15 protein-coding genes are annotated in these 16475 nt (G+C 65.9%); 8 read left to right on the plus strand and 7 right to left on the minus strand.

Annotation, left to right across the window (positions count from 1 at the left end; all coding sequences use genetic code 11):
• The first annotated feature begins 118 nt into the window (after nucleotides 1–118).
• The gene (locus KBW98_RS21450; protein ID WP_211522205.1) at nucleotides 119–1024 is read left to right on the plus strand and encodes a LysR family transcriptional regulator; all 906 of its coding nucleotides are present in this window, start codon (nucleotides 119–121) and stop codon (nucleotides 1022–1024) included.
• Nucleotides 1021–1632, plus strand: a complete 612-nt coding sequence (locus KBW98_RS21455; protein WP_211522206.1) for a M15 family metallopeptidase — start codon at nucleotides 1021–1023, stop codon at nucleotides 1630–1632. Before KBW98_RS21450 ends, KBW98_RS21455 begins: the two co-directional genes overlap by 4 nt.
• 57 nt (nucleotides 1633–1689) lie before the next feature.
• On the opposite strand, the gene KBW98_RS21460 is transcribed toward KBW98_RS21455, so the two are convergent.
• A complete protein-coding gene (locus KBW98_RS21460; protein ID WP_211522207.1) occupies nucleotides 1690–2298 on the minus strand; it encodes a PEP-CTERM sorting domain-containing protein in 609 nt (202 codons plus the stop codon).
• A gap of 215 nt (nucleotides 2299–2513) precedes the next feature.
• The gene (locus KBW98_RS21465; protein ID WP_211522208.1) at nucleotides 2514–3650 is read right to left on the minus strand and encodes a diguanylate cyclase; all 1137 of its coding nucleotides are present in this window, start codon (nucleotides 3648–3650) and stop codon (nucleotides 2514–2516) included.
• A 230-nt stretch (nucleotides 3651–3880) separates the two neighbouring features.
• Here KBW98_RS21465 and KBW98_RS24240 point away from each other — a divergent pair, with 230 nt between their 5' ends.
• On the plus strand, nucleotides 3881–3958 hold the full coding sequence (locus KBW98_RS24240) for a PEP-CTERM sorting domain-containing protein (protein ID WP_373888987.1): 78 nt from the start codon (nucleotides 3881–3883) through the stop codon (nucleotides 3956–3958).
• Nucleotides 3959–4157: 199 nt separating this feature from the next.
• Here the strand turns inward: KBW98_RS24240 and dacB are convergent, their stop codons facing one another.
• Nucleotides 4158–5642 (minus strand): D-alanyl-D-alanine carboxypeptidase/D-alanyl-D-alanine-endopeptidase, encoded by a 1485-nt coding sequence (gene dacB, locus KBW98_RS21475; protein WP_211522209.1) that lies wholly within the window; start codon nucleotides 5640–5642, stop codon nucleotides 4158–4160.
• An 8-nt stretch (nucleotides 5643–5650) separates the two neighbouring features.
• Entirely contained in the window at nucleotides 5651–6889 is a 1239-nt protein-coding gene (locus tag KBW98_RS21480) for a nucleoside recognition domain-containing protein (RefSeq protein ID WP_211522210.1), read from the minus strand.
• Nucleotides 6890–7069: 180 nt separating this feature from the next.
• On the opposite strand from KBW98_RS21480, the gene KBW98_RS21485 reads away from it, so the two are divergent.
• The 5 genes from KBW98_RS21485 to KBW98_RS21505 all read left to right on the plus strand — a co-directional run bounded on the left by KBW98_RS21485 (nucleotide 7070) and on the right by KBW98_RS21505 (nucleotide 14016).
• Nucleotides 7070–8863 carry an ABC transporter substrate-binding protein gene (locus KBW98_RS21485; protein WP_211522211.1) on the plus strand — a complete coding sequence of 598 codons (1794 nt, stop codon included), beginning with the start codon at nucleotides 7070–7072 and terminating at the stop codon, nucleotides 8861–8863.
• Between the two features lie 177 nt (nucleotides 8864–9040).
• Nucleotides 9041–11890 carry a TonB-dependent receptor domain-containing protein gene (locus tag KBW98_RS21490; protein WP_373888985.1) on the plus strand — a complete coding sequence of 950 codons (2850 nt, stop codon included), beginning with the start codon at nucleotides 9041–9043 and terminating at the stop codon, nucleotides 11888–11890.
• A gap of 281 nt (nucleotides 11891–12171) precedes the next feature.
• Complete coding sequence (locus KBW98_RS21495; protein ID WP_229429338.1) at nucleotides 12172–13128, plus strand: LD-carboxypeptidase; 957 nt, start codon at nucleotides 12172–12174, stop codon at nucleotides 13126–13128.
• 2 nt (nucleotides 13129–13130) lie between these two features.
• Nucleotides 13131–13565, plus strand: a complete 435-nt coding sequence (locus tag KBW98_RS21500) for a nuclear transport factor 2 family protein (RefSeq protein ID WP_211522213.1) — start codon at nucleotides 13131–13133, stop codon at nucleotides 13563–13565.
• 40 nt (nucleotides 13566–13605) lie between these two features.
• Nucleotides 13606–14016, plus strand: coding sequence for a YciI family protein (locus KBW98_RS21505; RefSeq protein ID WP_211522214.1), 411 nt, complete (start codon nucleotides 13606–13608; stop codon nucleotides 14014–14016).
• A 7-nt stretch (nucleotides 14017–14023) separates the two neighbouring features.
• Here KBW98_RS21505 and KBW98_RS21510 read toward each other — a convergent pair whose 3' ends face one another.
• The 3 genes from KBW98_RS21510 to KBW98_RS21520 are packed head-to-tail and all read right to left on the minus strand — an operon-like array spanning nucleotide 14024 to nucleotide 16395.
• Nucleotides 14024–14566 carry an N-acetyltransferase family protein gene (locus tag KBW98_RS21510; protein ID WP_373888986.1) on the minus strand — a complete coding sequence of 181 codons (543 nt, stop codon included), beginning with the start codon at nucleotides 14564–14566 and terminating at the stop codon, nucleotides 14024–14026.
• On the minus strand, nucleotides 14563–15690 hold the full coding sequence (locus KBW98_RS21515; protein ID WP_211522215.1) for an acyl-CoA dehydrogenase family protein: 1128 nt from the start codon (nucleotides 15688–15690) through the stop codon (nucleotides 14563–14565). Before KBW98_RS21515 ends, KBW98_RS21510 begins: the two co-directional genes overlap by 4 nt.
• Before the next feature lie 36 nt (nucleotides 15691–15726).
• Complete coding sequence (locus KBW98_RS21520; protein ID WP_211522216.1) at nucleotides 15727–16395, minus strand: SDR family oxidoreductase; 669 nt, start codon at nucleotides 16393–16395, stop codon at nucleotides 15727–15729.
• Between the last annotated feature and the right edge of the window lie 80 nt (nucleotides 16396–16475).

The following is a 16475-nucleotide window of genomic DNA, read 5'->3' on the forward strand; positions in this document are numbered from 1 at the left end:
CCCGTGCCGGCCGGTTCCGCTCCGGTAACGACGCCGTGATCATCGCCGTTCGCGCGTTTTCGCTGTATCCTTCGGAAAATCCGCGCCTTGCGCGGCAGCTCTCACTGAAGGATTAGCGATGCGCCTGCGTCATATCGAAGTTTTCCACGCCATCATGCAGGTCGGCACCATCAGCGGTGCCGCCCAGGTTCTCCACATTTCCCAGCCGGCGGTGACCAAGGTGCTCCAGCACGCCGAACTGCAGCTGGGCATGCCGCTGTTCGAGCGGGTGCGCGGCAAGCTGTATCCGAAGCCGGAAGCGCACCGCCTGTTCGCCGAGACCGAAAAGCTCAACCGCGACCTGCAGGGCATCCGCCGCCTGGCCGCCAGCCTCAAGGGGCGCGCGGTGGAGACCGTGCGCCTGGTGTCGACCCCGACCATCGCCATGAGCGTACTGCCCGGCGCCATGACGCAGTGGCGGCGCGACTTCCCGCAGACCCGCTGCGAATTGGCCACCCACCACACCAGCGAGATCGTCAACGTGCTGCGCCTGGGCGAAGCCGACCTGGCGCTGTCGCTGCAGGATCCGCGCCACCCCGGCATCGTGGCCGAGCCGATCGCGCACGGCGTATTGACGGTGATGGCGCCCGCCGGCACCTGGCCCGAGGAGGAGCGCGGCAAGCCGATCGCGGCCGACGCCCTGAAGGGCGAACTGATCGGCCTGAACGATGGCGATCCGCTGGGCGAACTGATGACCGCCTCATGCGAGGCGGCTGGCGTGCACCCGGTGTTCAATACCGTGGTCCAGACCTACCAGATCGCCCGCTCGCTGGTCGAGGCGGGCGCCGGCTCGGCGGTGCTCGATCCGTTCACCGCCGCCTCGGCCGCGCGCGACAAGGTCATCTCGCGGCCGTGGGAGCCGAGCATCCCGGTCAGCCTCTACCTGCTCACCGCCAGCCATTCCCCGCTCTCGCACGGGGCGCGCGAGCTGGCCAACTGCATCGGCGCGACCGCGCGCGCCTGTCTCGAAAAAGGTTGTACATGAACTTGTCCGTGGCCAGCGAGGACATCGCCGGCAGCCCCGAATTCCGCCACCTGAGCAGCATCGCCGGCATCCAGGTCGACCTGCGCTACGCCACGGACAACAACTTCGTCGGACGCGACCTGTACTCGCCTTTCGACTGCGCCTGGCTGCACGCCGAGGCCGCCGCGGCGCTCGAGAAGGTGGTGGCCTGGCTGCGAGAACGCCGTCCCGACCTGACCCCGCTGGTGCTGGACGCCCTGCGCCCGCAGCGGGTGCAGCAGCAGCTGTGGGACGCGCTCGAGGGCACCGGCCTGCAGATGTACCTGGCCAATCCGGAGCGCGGCTCGATCCACTCTTATGGCATGGCGCTCGACATCACCCTGCTCGATGCGCAGGGGCGCGAGCTGGACATGGGCACCGGCTTCGACGACATGACCAACCTGTCGCACCCGGCGCTGGAAGAAGGCTTCCTGCACGCCGGCCAGCTGACGGAAAGCCAGGTGGCCAACCGCCGCCTGCTGCGCGAAGCCATGCTGCAGGCGGGCTTCCTGGGCATTAACACCGAATGGTGGCATTTCGACTGCGGCGACCGCGAGCTGGTGCGCAGCACTTTCCGGCGCGTGCTCTGACGCCGCAGGACGCCCGGGACATGGCTCGTCCCGGCACGAGCCGTGAGCAATAAGCGCTTATGCTTTGCGAAGCCGCGAGAACGCCAGGCCAGCCATCGCAAGACTGAACAGTGCCATCGAGCCAGGCTCCGGCACTTCGGAGCTGACGGGAGCAGCACGGGTGAACAGCGCAAAATTCAGATAGTCAAATTTTGCAGTGTCCAGCCATTTTGGAAGTGGTTCCAGATCAACAAAGTCGGCTCCCCGACCGGCGGAGAAATTGAAGACATCGATGGACACGAAGTGCGATGCGTCCATGGACCAAATGGCAAAAGGAATGTACGGAATACAAGCGACCTCATGTGTGCAACCCAGGATACTGCTTGTGACACTATCGAACTGTCCAGCCTGCCCATCGATAAATACTTGATCAAGCAATGCCTGCGCCGCTTGCCGTGCAGTGGCTTCTGTACGGAAGGTAAACGCCGAAGGATCGCAATTATTGAACAAGGAATTGCATGAACCTGTTGCAAAATTAACGTCATACAAGCTACCGGCAATCTCAACATTCTTCGCGCCCGTCAAGACACCTTGGTTGTCGAGGAGGAGAACAGGAGCGGCGTTGGCCTGAGCAATGGTGAAAGTGCAGGTCGCGAGGAGTAGACGTAGGAAATGTACGATTTTCATGGATTTATTGGGAAGCGCGGAAAGACTGTATCTGCACGCAAGACTAAAACATGAAAACAAGCAATTTTTATGCCTAAAAAGAAACTATTTTTTAATCAATAGCTTATGCAAAGGTCGTCAATCAAGACCTGGGCAGTGTAAGAAATCCCGACAGTGACAGCGATAGGCAGCGGGATGAGTCCTTGCTCCAGCAGGAACATGGGAAGCTACCGAGACTACTTGAGCTCCATCGACTCGACCCGGTTGCGGCCGTTGCGCTTGGCTTCGTACATCAGCTTGTCGGCCGCCGAGATCAGGTCCGGCAGCGTATAGCGCACCTGCGTATTGGCGAAGTCGAAGCTGGCCACGCCGAAGCTGGCGCTGGTGTGCAGGCCGAAGGGATTATCGCCCAGCAGGGCGCTATCCCCGGCGAAGGCCAGGCGGAGCCGTTCGGCCAGGTGCTCGCCGCCGTCCAGGCTGGTTTCAGGCAGGATCAGGAGGAACTCCTCGCCGCCGTAGCGCACCACCGTATCGACACCCTCGCGGGTCATGCGCACCAGCAGCGCGGCGAACGCGGCGATGACCTCGTCCCCCTTGGTGTGGCCGAAGTTATCGTTGATCAGCTTGAAGTGGTCGATATCGCACAGCACCACCGTCAGCGGACGGCCGAAGCGCCGCGCCCGCGACAGTTCCAGGCCCAGCAAATGGTCGTGCAGGTAGCGCCGGTTGTAGCAGCCGGTCAGATGGTCGCGCTCGGCCGCCGTCTTGAGGTCGGCCTGGAGCCGGAATTCTTCGCGCGACACGTGGTTGTAGCGCCGCGCCGCCAGCGCGCCGAAGGTGTTCACCAGCACCAGCAGCAGGCCCATGGTCAGCAGGTCGGCGAAGGGCATCGGCGCGACACCCTGGACCAGCGCCAGGAACACGCCGGTGGAGCAGGCCGCCAGCACGATCGCGTGCACGAGGCGGTTGGGGATGTAGAGATAGATCACCACCAGCATGATGGCCAGGGACATGGCGTGCCAGTGGAACTCGTGCGGGCGCTGCATGGCGATGTGCATGAAGCTGGCCAGCGCCACGACCTCGGCAAGCGTGGCGGCCAGCCAGGTCGCCCGCACCGAGAGCGGCCGGCGGTAGGCCAGCCAGGCGCAGCTGCCCGCGGTTACCGCTACCAGCAGACGCGCCGGAAAGGTCGCCGCCAATGCCGTCTCCAGGCCGAGCGCTGCCACGTCGGTCACGAAAAAGCACAGGTAGAAAAAGGTGCAGAACAGCAGAGTAAAGCCGAGCAGGGAGCGGGTGCGCGCCAGCTGGTGGTCGAGGAAGGCGGTTTCGGCGGTAGGGCGGACGAATTCACCAGTGAGCGAATGGATGTGCATGGCAGGCAGTGGTGAGGCGACAGGCCGCAGTGGCTATAACGCTATGAAAAATAGAGCGATCTGGACGAGCGAGGAGGCAAGTCCGTCCATTCTGACAGCTTTGCGATTGCCCAAATCTAACCAATGCTAACATTTGTGCAACATCTGCATTCGGCGATTTTACTATCAGGAATCTTTACACCAGTGCCTACTTCACTACCAGGATCACGGCGCTGGAGCAGGCCAATGAGGTGCCGGAGCCGGGGGCGGTCGCGCTGCTGGGACTGGGGCTGGCGGGGCTGGGGATGATGCGTCGCCGCAAGGCTTGAGCGCTTAAACGCAACGCCGGCTGAGCCGGTGTTTTTTATTGTGGTGGCATGCGGGCAAACTTGGATTCCGGCCTGCGCCGGAATGACGTTAAAAGATGTGCGAGCAGGTCTGGATTACAACTTCGGCCACGTCCCTAAGAACGTCGTTCCGGCGCAGGCCGGAACCCAGGTTTCTCAGCACACCACTACCTACGCTCGATCAAGGCGCCGCCTGCACAGCCCCAGCCTGCTGCCCCCCCGACCGCGCCACCCACTCCACCAGTGCGTCCAGCACCGCCCGCCCCTTGCCATTGCCCGCCTGCTCGCTGTTCACCATCGCCACGAACACGCACATCGTCCCGTTCGCATCCGGCACGTAGCCCGCCAGCGCCGTCACGTTGCGCAGGGTGCCGGTCTTGAGGCGCGCACGTCCCGCCGCGGCGCTGCCGTGCAGGCGGCGGCGCATGGTGCCGTCCATGGCGACGATCGGCATGCTGGCCTGGAATTCCGGCGCCCAGGGGCTGCGCAGGCCGGCCAGCAGCAGATAGCCCATCTGCTGGGGGCTGATGCGCTCGATGCGCGACAGGCCGGAGCCGTTTTCGACCACGAAGCCGGTGTCGTCGATGCGCTGGCTGCGCATCCACTCGCGCACGGCGGCGTCGGCGCGGGTGAAAGTCGTTTCGCCGTCGCCAGGTGCGGGCAGCGCCACGCTGCCCTTGGCCGGGTCGGCCTGCAGGCTGCCCATGCTCAGGAACAGGGTGCGCGCCAGCGCGTTGTCCGAAGGCTTGTTGATGTCGCGGACCAGTTCCGGCAGCATGCGCGCGCTGTGTTCGGCCAGCAGGGTCGCGTCAAGCGGCGTGGCGCCCGCCACCGTCTTGCCGTTCATGCGCCCGCCCAGGGTCTTCCAGGTCTGCCGCACCAGGCGACCGACGTAGTCGTCGCGGTCCAGCACGTTGATGCTGGTGGTCTGGTTGCAGTTCTTCGGGAAGGTTCCGTGCAGGACGATGCGGAGCTTCCCGTCCTTGCCGCGCACCGCCTCCGGCAGCTTCCAGCCGTCTTCCCACTTGGCGCAGTCGGCTTCGACCAGGGTCATGTCGGAGCCAATGGTCACCCCGTCCAGTTCCGGCTGCATGCGCAGCGCAAGGCGCTTGCCGCTTGCGCGCATGTCGACCTGCACCATGTTCTTGTTGACCAGCAGGGCGTCGGGGATCACGTTGTAATACGCTTCCGGCGACTCGTCGAAGGGCGGCAGCCCGACGTCCTGGCGCGCCGGCTGGAACAGTTCGCGGTCCAGCACCAGGTCGCCCTCGATGCGCTTCACCCCCTGGTAGCGCAGGGCGCGCAGCATGCTTTCGATGGCTTCGCCCGAGAGGTCGGCATCGGCGCCGCCCTTCAGGATCAGGTTCCCGCGCAAGACCTCGCCCTCGATCGTCCCCGTGGTGCGCAGCTCGGTGCGGCCGCGGAACACGGGGCCCAGGCGCTCCAGGCCGACCAGGGTGGTCACCAGCTTCATGGTGGAGGCGGGCTGCATCGGCAGGTTCGCCTGGTGCGACAGCACCACCGTGTCGCCCTTGAGCACCAGCACCCCCAGCGCATCCTCGGGCAGGCCGTTGCTGGCCAGGACCTGGGCCACCGGTTCCGGCAGCTGGGCGTGGACGAGGGCCGGGGCGGCGAACAGCGCAAGGAGGGCAAGGCGGCGGAACATGGGACTCCTTAACCGAAGAAGAGGTAGGCGACGAAGATGGCGCCGATGACGCCGGCCAGGTCGGCCAGCAGGCCGTAGCCGATCGCGTAGCGGGTCTTGCGGATGCCGACCGAGCCGAAATACAGGGCCACGATGTAGAAGGTGGTGTCGGCGGCGCCCTGCAGGATACTGGCCAGGCGGCCGACGAAGGAGTCGACCCCGTAGGTGTTCATGGCGTCGATCATCATGGCGCGCGAGCCGCTGCCCGACAGCGGTTTCATCAGGGCGGTCGGGAGGGCGCCCACGAAATCGGTCGGCATTCCCAGCGCGGTGAAGATCCAGGAGAAGCCGTTGACGATCAGGCCCAGGATCCCCGAGTTGCGCACCACGCTGATCGCCACCAGCATGCCGACCAGGTAAGGAATGATCTTGATCGAGGTCTCGACCCCGCCCTTGGCGCCTTCGATGAAGGCTTCGTACACGTTCACTTTCTTCACCAGCGCGCCGATCATGAAGGCGGCGATGATCGAGAACAGGATCAGGTTGGCCGCGACCACCGAGACCAGCTCGATCTGGGCCTTGTCCAGGAACACGGTGAAGTACCAGACCATGGCCGCGATCAGGGCGGTCAGGCCGCCGATCCAGCCGAACACCACCGGGTCGAGCAGGTTGATGCGCTGGCGCAGGCTGACGGCGATGATGCCGGTGATGGTGGAGCAGTAGGTCGCGATCAGGGTCGGGATGAAGATGTCGGCCGGGTTGGCCGCGCCCAGGATCGCACGCTGGGCCATGATCGCCAGCGGGATGATGGTCAGGCCCGAGGTCTGGATCACCAGGAACATGATCTGGGCGTTGCTCGCCTCGTCCTTGTTCGGGTTCAGGGTCTGCAGGCTTTCCATGGCCTTCAGGCCGAAGGGCGTGGCGGCGTTGTCCAGGCCCAGCATGTTGGCCGAGAAGTTCATCACCATGTGGCCGTTGGCCGGGTGGTCCTTCGGCACCCCGGGAAAGATGCGCGAGAAGAAGGGGGCAATCACGCGCGCGAACAGGTTGATAGCGCCGGCGCGCTCGCCGACGTTCATGATGCCGAGCCAGAGCGTCATGACGCCGGCCAGCGGCAGGGCGATGTCCATCACCGCCATCTTGGCCGAGGAGAAGGTGCCGTCGATGACGCGCTTGAAGATTTCGGTATCGCCAAGGAAGATCCACTGCGCCAGCGCCGCAATGAAGCCCACGAGGAAGAAGCCGGTCCAGATGTAATTGAGTGCCATGAAGGAATCGCCGCAAAGGTCTGCAGATTGTGCAGCGGAGAGTATAGGCCGGGAAAGCGCTGCCACGATGAAAGAATGCAGCCGCGCCATGCGAAAAAGTTATGCACTGCCGCGCTGTCGCCATTTGCCTGCGCCGAGGGGCGCGCATATGATACGCAACGCCCTACAGGACCCGCCGCCATGACATATCGCCTCGCCGCCGCCGCCTTGCTGTTCCCCCTGCTTTGTGGCGCCGCCGCGCCGGGGGAGAGCGCGCGGCCGGAAAAGGTGCTGCGCATGTTCCTGTCCACCAGCGAAACCGGGCTCGACCCGGCCGTCGCCTCGGACAACGCCACCCTGTCGCTGCTGGAAAACCTGTTCGATCCCCTGCTGCGCTACGACTACCTGGCGCGGCCGGCGAAGCTGCGTCCCAACACGGCCGTCGCCATGCCCGAGGTGAGCGCGGATGGCCTGAGCTACACCTTCCGTATCCGACCCGGCATCCTGTTCACGCCCGACCCGGCCTTCAAGGGCGCCCGGCGCGAGGTGACGGCCCAGGACTACGTCTACAGCATCAAGCGCCTGTACGACCCCACGCTCAAGTCGCCCTGGGCCTATATATTCGAAGGGAAGATCGCCGGCGACGAGGCCCTGCGCAAGCGCTACGGCCCCGACGTGCCGGTGGCCGGCCTGCAGGCGCCCGAGCGGTACACGCTGCGCATCCGCCTGAACGCGCCGGACAACAACTTCCTGTTCTACCTGGCCACGGCGGCCACCGGCGTGGTGGCGCGCGAGGTGATCGAGGCCTATCCCGGCCAGGCCGGCAACCATCCGGTCGGCACCGGCCCCTTCATGATCGGCGACTGGAAGCGCAGCGACCGCATCGTCCTGCTGGCCAATCCGGATTCGACGGCGGTATTCCACGCCACCCCCGGCAACAGCGCGGAAGACCGGGCCATCGCCGCGGCGCTGGAAGGCAAGCGCCTGCCGCGCGTGGACCGGGTGGAAGTGAAGATCGCCGAGGAGTTCCAGGGCCGCATGCTGGGTTTCCTGAACGCCGAATACGACTACCTGGAGCAGATCCCGGAATCCATGACCGACATGGTGGTGAGCGACGGCCGGCTCAAGCCGGAACTGGCGGCGCGCGGCATCGTGCTGTCGCGCTTCCCGGTGCTGCAGACCTACTACATGTGGATGAACATGAACGACCCGGTGGTCGGCGGCTACGGCAAGGACAAGGTGGCGCTGCGGCGCGCGATCTCGATGGCCTACAACAATGCCGAGGACATCGCCCTGCTGAAAAAAGGCTTCGCGATCAAGGCCGAGTCGCCGCTGCCGCCCAATGTGCTGGGCTACGACCCGAACTACCGCAGCCCGGTGCCCTACGACCCCGTGCTGGCCAACGCGCTGCTGGACCGCCACGGCTACACCCGGCGCGATCCGGATGGGTTTCGCCGGGCGCCCGACGGCAAGGCGCTGACCCTGACCATGCACAGCGAAGCCACCGTCGGCGGCCGCCTGCGCGACGAATTGTGGCGCAAGTGCCTGAACGCGATCGGCCTGCGCGTGGTGTTCAAGTCGGACAAGAAGACCGAGATCATCAAGGCCTCGCGCCTGGGCACGGTCCAGATGTTCGAGAGTAACTGGATCGCCGACTTCCCCGACGGCGACAACTTCTACCAGCTGCTCTACGGCCCCAACGCGGGCCGCGCCAACTACGCGCGCTTCAACCTGCCGGCCTATAACCAGCGCTACGAACAGGCGCGCCGCCTGAGCGACGGGCCGGAGCGCCAGAAGCTGTACTTCGAGATGAACCAGCTGATCCACGCCTACAACCCCTGGGTCCCGCTGACCCATGTGCTCTCGGGCGACCTGCGCCATCCGTGGTTGAAAAACTACAAACGCCATCCAGTGGAATTCACAACCTGGCGTTATCTGGATGTCGATGTTGCAGAAAGAGCACGTTTGGCCAGAGGGGGAGGAGGGAATCGGTGAGTTTTTCCTAAAGAAAACATTCCCCTTAGTTATACTGGCCTCTGGATTATTCATTGGATAGCGTTAATTTGTTGCGCTTACTCTGAAGTCAACAAAATAGCGTAATGCCAAGATGTTGCGCACAGAGCAGGCCCGGTTCACGGGTCGACGACCAAGGAAAAACGTTAGGAGAAACGCGTGAAGGTAAAGAAGCTGGCACACATGATCGCCCTGATCGGGGTGATGAGCCCGGCGGTGGCGCAGCAGCAGCCGCCCGTGCAGGGGATGCAGCGGGTGGAAATCACCGGCAGTAGCATCAAGCGCATCGCCAAGGAAGGCGCGCTGCCGGTGGAAATCATCTCGCGCAAGCAGCTGGAAGACCAGGGCATCGTCACCGCCGAACAGCTGATCGCCACCCTCAACGTGAACGGCAACGGCTCGGACAACCTGGCCTCGAACGCCGACGTGACCTCGGGCGCCCAGCGCGGCAACAACGGGGCTTCCTCGGCCAACCTGCGCGGCCAGGGCGCCGACTCGACCCTGGTGCTGCTCAACGGCCGCCGCATCGCGACCCACGGCATGAAGGGTTCGGCGGTCGACCTGAATTCGATCCCGATGGCGGCGGTCGAGCGCGTCGAAGTGCTGAAGGACGGCGCCTCGGCGACCTACGGCACCGATGCGATCGGCGGTGTGATCAACTTCATCCTGCGCAAGAACTACAAGGGCCTGGAAGCGCAAGGCTTCGTCGACGTGGCCGAAGAGAGCGGCGGCGAAATCGGCCGCGCCTCGCTCACCGGCGGCTGGGGCGACCTCGACAACGACGGCTGGAACGTGCTGGCGACCTTCGCGCACAGCGAGAACAAGGCCCTGCGCGGCGACCAGCGCGACTTCGTGAACACCTTCCAGCCGGACCGCGGCCTGTCGGTCGACACCCGCGGCGCGCCGCACGCCAACATCTTCGCCACCACCCTGGCGCCGAGCCTGCTGTCGCGCACCGGCACCGGCCCGACCCTGCCGAGTGGCGGCACCACCACCTACAGCGGCATCAGCCTGCTGGACCTGCCGGGCGGCCCGGGCTGCAACAGCATCGACGGCATGGGCGCCTACGACGAAAAGCTGTGGGACACGCCGGGCGCGGCCTATGGCTGCGCCTGGGACACCGGCCGCGCGGCCGTACTGCAGCAGCCGGTCAAGAACACCAACGCCCTGGCGCGCGCCACCTTCAATGTCGGCCAGCACCAGCTGTTCGCCGAAGCGGTCGGCTCGCGCGTCGAAGTGGCCAAGCGCTTCTCGCCGAACCAGGTCTCGCCTTCGGCCTCGACCTTCCCCGCGACCTCGTTCTACCCGAGCACCGGCGCGGCCTATAACGACGTTTACAATGCCCTGGTCAAGGTGTTCCCGAGCGTGGCGGCCAACTACGGCCTGCCGATCGCCTACCGCTGGCGCTGCATGGACTGCGGCAACCGCGAGATCGAGACCGAAACCAAGGCCGGCCGCGTGCTGGTCGGCGCCGAGGGGCCGCTGGCCCTGTTCGGCCGTACCTTCGACTACCGCGTCGGCCTGTCGCACGCCAGCAGCGAATCGAAATCGACCCTTGGCACCGGCTACAACTACACCGCGCCGCTGGCCGCCGCGCTGGGTTCGGGCAAGATCAACCCCTTCCTGATGCCGGGCCAGTCCCAGTCCCAGGAAGCGATCGACCTGATCCGGAGCACCTCCGCCGCCGGCGTGGTGCTGTACGGCGGCACCTCGACCATGACCCAGTTCGATGCGGCGATCTCGGGCGAGATCTTCAAGCTGCCGGCGGGTGCGGTGATGGCCGCCGTGGGCACCGACCTGCGCCGCGAAGAGTACAAGTTCAATGGGGACGAGCGTAACATCGCCGAGCGCCGCGCGATCCTGAACGCCCCGTTCGACGACGTCAACGCGCTCGACGACGTCAAGCGCGACATCAAGGCGGTCTACACCGAAGTGCTGGTGCCGGTGACCAAGGCGCTGGAACTGACCTTCGCCCTGCGCCGCGACGACTACACCGGCTTCGGCGTCACCACCAACCCGAAGGTCTCGTTCCGCTACCAGCCGCTGGCGTCGCTGATGTTTCGCGGCTCGTACAACGAGAGCTTCCGCGCGCCGGCCTTCAACCAGCTGTTCAACGGCCTGACCATCTCGCCGTACGTCGGCAAGGACCTGGCCGATCCGGCCACCTGCCCAGGCGGCAAGGTCGACACCGCCAAGCCGGGCTGCGCCTCGGTGAACCCGGACACCGTGACCGGCGGCCGCCGCGAGCTCGGTCCGGAGACCGCCAAGCAGGGCAGCATCGGCTTCGTGTTCGAACCGACCAGCTACTTCTCGGCCAACGCCGACCTGTGGGAAATCCGCAAGGAAAACACGATCGATTCGTTCACCTTGACGAACATGGTCGCGAACTACGATTTCTTCAAGGACGCATTCATCCGCGACGCGGCCGGCAACCTGGTGGTGATCGACCAGCGCTGGATGAACACCGGCGAGCGCATCACCCGCGGCGTCGAAGTGGGCGCGCGCCTGAACGGCAAGTTCAGCACCGGTTCCCAGTGGAGCCTGGGCATCGACGGTTCGCGCCTGCTGGAGAAGAAGTCCCGCGCCACCACCAACGCGCCGTTCGGCGAGAGCGAAGTGGGCCGCTTCGTCTTCACCGGCGACCTGGGCCTGAAGTGGAAGCACAGCGCCTACGCGACCTACAAGTACGGCAACTGGAGCGGCATGCTGCAGAACATCTACCGTTCGGGCTATGACGACCAGGTGCTGCCGGGCGTGGCCAGCGGCAAGGTGACGCCGTCGAACTACAACGCGAAAGTGGACGACTACTCGATCTTCCACCTGACCGTGAACTACACCGGCTTCAAGAACCTGACCCTGACCGCCGGCGTGAAGAACCTGCTGGACGAAGATCCGCCGTTCGCGATCACCTACGACAGCAATACCGGCGCCGGCAGCTCGTGGGAACCGCGCGTGGCAGACCCGCGTGGCCGCTCGTTCACCCTGATGGCGACCTACAAGTTCTTCTGACCGGTCCCGGTTTGGTCCCGTTGGCGGCCCGTCGTCCGCAAGGCGCCCAGCGCCTTCGGCGCGGGCCGTTTTTTATTGTGTAAGGGGAGCCGTGGCCTGTCAGCACAGTCACGACGCCCCGCAGCTTTCGCACGTCATCCCGGCCTTCGGCGGGACGACGGTATCAGACGTCGCGTATGAAGATTGACCGCCGCGGCTTCGGCGCCCTTGTCGCAGCCACCTTGTCCGCTACGCTCCCAGGCGCGGCTTACGCCGCTCGCCGTCGCTCGCCCCATCGCCCCATGAAACAGCTCATCAAACCCCCCCGCCTGCGCCAGGGCGACACCGTCGGCCTGATCGCCCCGGGCGGCTACACCAGCGACCGCGCCATCGAAAAGGCGGTGCGCAACATCGAGTCGCTCGGCTTCCGGGTCAAGACCGGCGCCTACCTGCGCTCGGTGTTCGGCAACTACGCCGGCTCCGTCCAGCAGCGCCTGGCCGACCTGCACGCCATGTTCGCCGACCCCGAGGTCAAGGCGATCTGGCCGATCCGCGGCGGCTCCGGCTGCATCTCGCTGCTGTCCGGCCTCGACTACGCACTGATACGCAGGCACCCGAAGGTCCTGCTGGGCTACTCCGACATCACCGCCCTGCACCTGGCCATCCATCAACGCGTCGGCCTGGTAACCTTCCACGGCCCGGTGGCCTCGTCGACCATGTCGGACTATTCGCGCGAGCACATGATGGCGGTGCTGACCGATCCGCGCCCCAGCTACACCATCCCGATGGCGGCGGAGAACGCCCAGCGCGCGCTCAGCGAGCCGCACTACGCCATCCGCACGGTGACGGAGGGCGTGGCCACCGGGCCGCTCATGGGCGGCAACCTGTCGCTGGTGGCCGCGCTGGCCGGCACGCCCTACGCCTGCGACTACCGCGGCTGCATCCTGTTCCTGGAAGAGGTCAACGAGGCGCCCTACCGCATCGACCGCTGGATGACCCAGCTCGACCTGGCCGGAGGCTTCGACAAGGCCGCCGCGCTCATGATCGGCATCTGCGACAACTGCGGACCGGAACACGAGGAGATCTCGCTGACCCTCGACCAGACGCTCGACCTGCACCTGCAGCCCCTGACCATCCCGGCCGTGAGCGGTTATTCCATCGGCCATATCCGCAACCAGTTCACCCTGCCGATGGGCGTGCGCGCCACGCTCGACACCCACCGGCAGACCGTGACCCTGCTCGAGAGCGCCGTCGCCTGACCATGAAAACCGTCCCCTTCTTCCTTGCGCTGGCGCTGGCCGGCGCCCCGATGGCCGCCCAGGCCCTCGACGCCGCCCTGGCCGCGCGCGACGCCTCCTGGAACACGCTGCGCCAGCAGGCCGACGTCGACGCCCTCGAGCGCCTGATCGCGCCCGACTTCGTGCTGGTGCATTCCGACGGACGGGTGCAGCGCAAGGCCGACTACCTGGCCGAGCTGCGCTCGCGGCAGCGGGTCAACGGGCCGATCGTCAACCAGGACGTGACGATCCGCGAATACGGCGCGGTGGCGGTGGTGAACGGGGTCAGCGTGCAGTCGGCGGTCTCGAACGGCAAGCCGTGGAGCGGGCGTTTCCGCTTCACGCGCGTGTGGCTGAAGCAGGGCGGCGACTGGGTGCTGGTGTCCTCGCATTCCTCGCGCATCGCCGACGCGCCTTGAGACCGTGGCATACTGGGCTGTTCACACCGGAGAGGCCATCATGAGCAAGCTGAAGACCGCCATCCTGCACGCCATGCTGGGCGCGCTGCTGGCCACGCCCCTCGCGCATGCCCAGGCGCAGGGGCACGATCACGCCCAGGCGGGCAAGCGCCAGCAGTACCTGTATGTGCTGCGCGTGGCGCCGCAGCTGCAGGACGAAGCGAAGTGGAGCGAGAAGGACAAGGCCGCGACCACGCAGCACTTCGAGCGCCTCAAGCAGGCCACCGAAAAGGGCCAGGTGATCCTGGCCGGGCGCACCTCGGAAGCCCTGGACAAGACCTTCGGGCTGGTGATCTTCGAGGCCGAGAACGAAGCCGCGGCGCGCAAGTTCATGAACGAGGACCCGGCCGTGAAGGCCGGCGTCATGAAGGCGACCTTGCACCCCTATTCGGTGGCGCTGCAGCGCAAGTAAGCCAGGCCTACGAAATACGCCGGCTCATCATCACCGAGCCGTGCGACTCTCCCTCGATACGGTACAGATCGGGGATCTCGCCGATGACCTGGAAGCCGGTTCGTTCATACAGGCGGCGCGCCGGGACGTTGGCGGACAACACGTCGAGATCGATCCATTCGAAGGATGCGGTAGCGCGCGCCCATGCCAGGGCCGTGTCGATCAGGCGCACGCCCAGTCCGTGACGGCGGTAGCGATGGTGCACCCCCATGCCGAGCACGGCGCGGTGCGGTGCTGCGGTTTCCGGGTGGGCGCGCAGGTCGATGTGTCCGGCGATCGCGCCCTCCTCGTCGACCGCGATCCAGGCCCTGCGCCATCCTGGTTCACCGACAGGCGTGGCGATACCCGTCGTGAAACGCGCCCGCATGGGTTCCGGCACCAGCGGATCGTCCGTGCGCGCCATCGGCTGGAACAGGGGCGCACCAATCCTGCCGTTCTCCAGCAGCTGCTCGCCCAGGTAGGCGAACAGCGCCGGCAGGTCCTCCTCCACCGCGGCGCGGATCGCGATCACAGCGCGCGTGCGATCAGGATCTTCTGGATGTCGCTGGTGCCTTCGTAGATCTGGCACACGCGCACGTCGCGGTAGATGCGCTCGACCGGGAAGTCGGCCACGTAGCCGTAGCCGCCGAAGACCTGCATCGCGTCGGACACCACGCGCTCGGCCATCTCGGAAGCGAACAGCTTGGCCATCGCGGCTTCCTTCAGGCAGGGCAGGCCGGCATCCTTCATCGAGGCGGCGTGCAGGATCAGCTGGCGCGCGGCCTCGATCTTCATGGCCATCTCGGCCAGGCGGAACTGCACCGACTGGTGCTCGAAGATCGGCTTGCCAAAGCTCTCGCGCTCCTTGGCGTAGGCCAGCGCCGCTTCATAGGCTGCGCGCGCCATGCCGACCGACTGCGACGCGATGCCGATGCGGCCGCCTTCCAGGCCGGACAGGGCGATCTTGTAGCCCATGCCTTCCTCGCCGATCAGGTTCTCGGCCGGGACGCGGCAGTTCTCGAACACGATCTGCGCCGTGTCCGAGGAATGCTGGCCCATCTTGTGCTCGATGCCGGCCACGGTGTAGCCCGGCGTATTGGTCGGCACCCAGAAGGCGCTGATGCCCTTCTTGCCGGCCGCCTTGTCGGTGACGGCCATGACGATGGCGACATCGCCATGCTTGCCGCTGGTGATGAACTGCTTGGTGCCGTTGATGACGTATTCATTGCCGTCACGGACCGCGGTGGTACGCAGCGCGGCGGCGTCGCTGCCGGTGTGCGGCTCGGTGAGCGCGAAGGCGCCCAGCATCTCGCCTTGCGCCAGCGGGCGCAGGAAGCGTGCCTTCTGCTCTTCGTTCGCATACATCATGGCGATGCTGCACACCGGGCAGTTGTTCACCGAGATGATGGTCGAGGTGCCGCCGTCGCCGGCCGCGATTTCCTCCAGCACCAGGGCCAGGGCCACGTAATCCAGGCCGGCGCCGCCGTACTGTTCCGGCACCGCCACGCCGAAGGCGCCCAGCTGGGCCAGTTCCTTCAGCTCGTCCTTGGGGAAGTAGTGTTCGCGGTCCCAGCGGGCGGCGTTCGGGGCCAGGCGCTCCTGCGCGTAGCTGCGCAGGGCGTCGCGGATCATCTGGTGTTCTTCGTTCAGAATCATTGTGTCTCGTTCGTTCTTATGTGCGTTGTGAGGTGGTTACCAGGGAATCGGGCTGCCGTCATGGTCCAGGAAGGCGCCGTTGGACGACGCATCCACCCTGGCCAGCGTGGCGCGCAGGTCGCGCACGCTTTCCTCTGGGGTGAGCGGGGCGCCTTCGCCGCCCATGTCGGTCTGCACCCAGCCCGGATGGAAGGCCACACAGGTCACGCCTTGCGGGCCGTAGGTGAGCGCCGCATCGGCCAGCACCGAGTTGAGCGCGGCCTTGCTGGCGCGGTAGAGCGTGCCTTCGGTGCTGTGGCGGGCCCCGATCGATCCCATCTTCGAGGACAGCACGGCCAGCTTGCCCCCGCTAGGGGCCAGCAGCGGCGCCACGATCGGGATCAGGCGCATCGCTCCCAGCACGTTGGTGTGCATGACGCTGTCGAATTCCTGCTGGGTGGGGAAGCTGGAATGGACAGGGCCGTAGACGCCGGCCACCAGCCAGGCGCTGTCGATTTTTTCATCGTCGAGCCGCCAGCCCAGCGCGGCGATCGAGTCGGCGCTGGCGACGTCGAGCGGGTGGGCTGCGGCGCCCAGCGCAGCCAGGGCGTCGCAGTCTTCCTGCTTGCGGGCGGTGGCGATGACGCGCCAGCCGTCCTGCTTGTACTGGCGCACCATCTCGTGGCCGATGCCGCGCGAGGCGCCGAGGATCAGGGCAGTGGGCATGGAGAGCTCCTTGGCCATTTATACGGTGATTGGACGCGGGGGGGGGGGGGGGGCCCCCCCCCCCCCCCAAACAAAAAAAA

Origin of the sequence: Massilia sp. ST3 (assembly GCF_018119405.1) — a bacterium.
GTDB lineage: Bacteria > Pseudomonadota > Gammaproteobacteria > Burkholderiales > Burkholderiaceae_D > Telluria.